The 430-nt window shown below is 49.8% G+C and carries 4 tRNA genes; all 4 read left to right on the plus strand.

Features of this window, described 5'->3' with window-relative positions:
* Positions 1–65: 65 nt before the first annotated feature.
* Positions 66–140 (plus strand) — tRNA-Cys (locus BQ5353_RS00035).
* 1 nt (position 141) lies between these two features.
* Positions 142–217: transfer RNA gene (locus BQ5353_RS00040), tRNA-Gly, on the plus strand.
* Positions 218–277: 60 nt separating this feature from the next.
* A tRNA-Cys gene (locus tag BQ5353_RS00045) sits at positions 278–352 on the plus strand.
* A gap of 1 nt (position 353) precedes the next feature.
* Positions 354–429, plus strand: a tRNA-Gly gene (locus BQ5353_RS00050).
* The last annotated feature ends 1 nt before the right edge of the window (position 430 follow it).

Consider the following 430-nt stretch of genomic DNA (forward strand, 5'->3'; position numbering starts at 1 on the left):
CTCCAAAGATAAAAGGGGCTGTTTATAGGAATATAAAGCGGCCTTTTTCTATAAAATAGAACAACGGCGCCATAGCCAAGCGGTAAGGCAGAGGTCTGCAAAACCTTTATTCACCAGTTCGATTCTGGTTGGCGCCTCCATGCGGGTTTAGCTCATCTGGTAGAGCGCCACCTTGCCAAGGTGGAGGTAGCGAGTTCGAGCCTCGTAACCCGCTCCAAAGATAAAAGGGGCTGTTTATAGGAATATAAAGCGGCCTTTTTCTATAAAATAGAACAACGGCGCCATAGCCAAGCGGTAAGGCAGAGGTCTGCAAAACCTTTATTCACCAGTTCGATTCTGATTGGCGCCTCCATGCGGGTTTAGCTCATCTGGTAGAGCGCCACCTTGCCAAGGTGGAGGTAGCGAGTTCGAGCCTCGTAACCCGCTCCAA

It is taken from the genome of Merdimmobilis hominis (genome assembly GCF_900104615.1).
GTDB classification, from domain to species: domain Bacteria; phylum Bacillota; class Clostridia; order Oscillospirales; family Ruminococcaceae; genus Merdimmobilis; species Merdimmobilis hominis.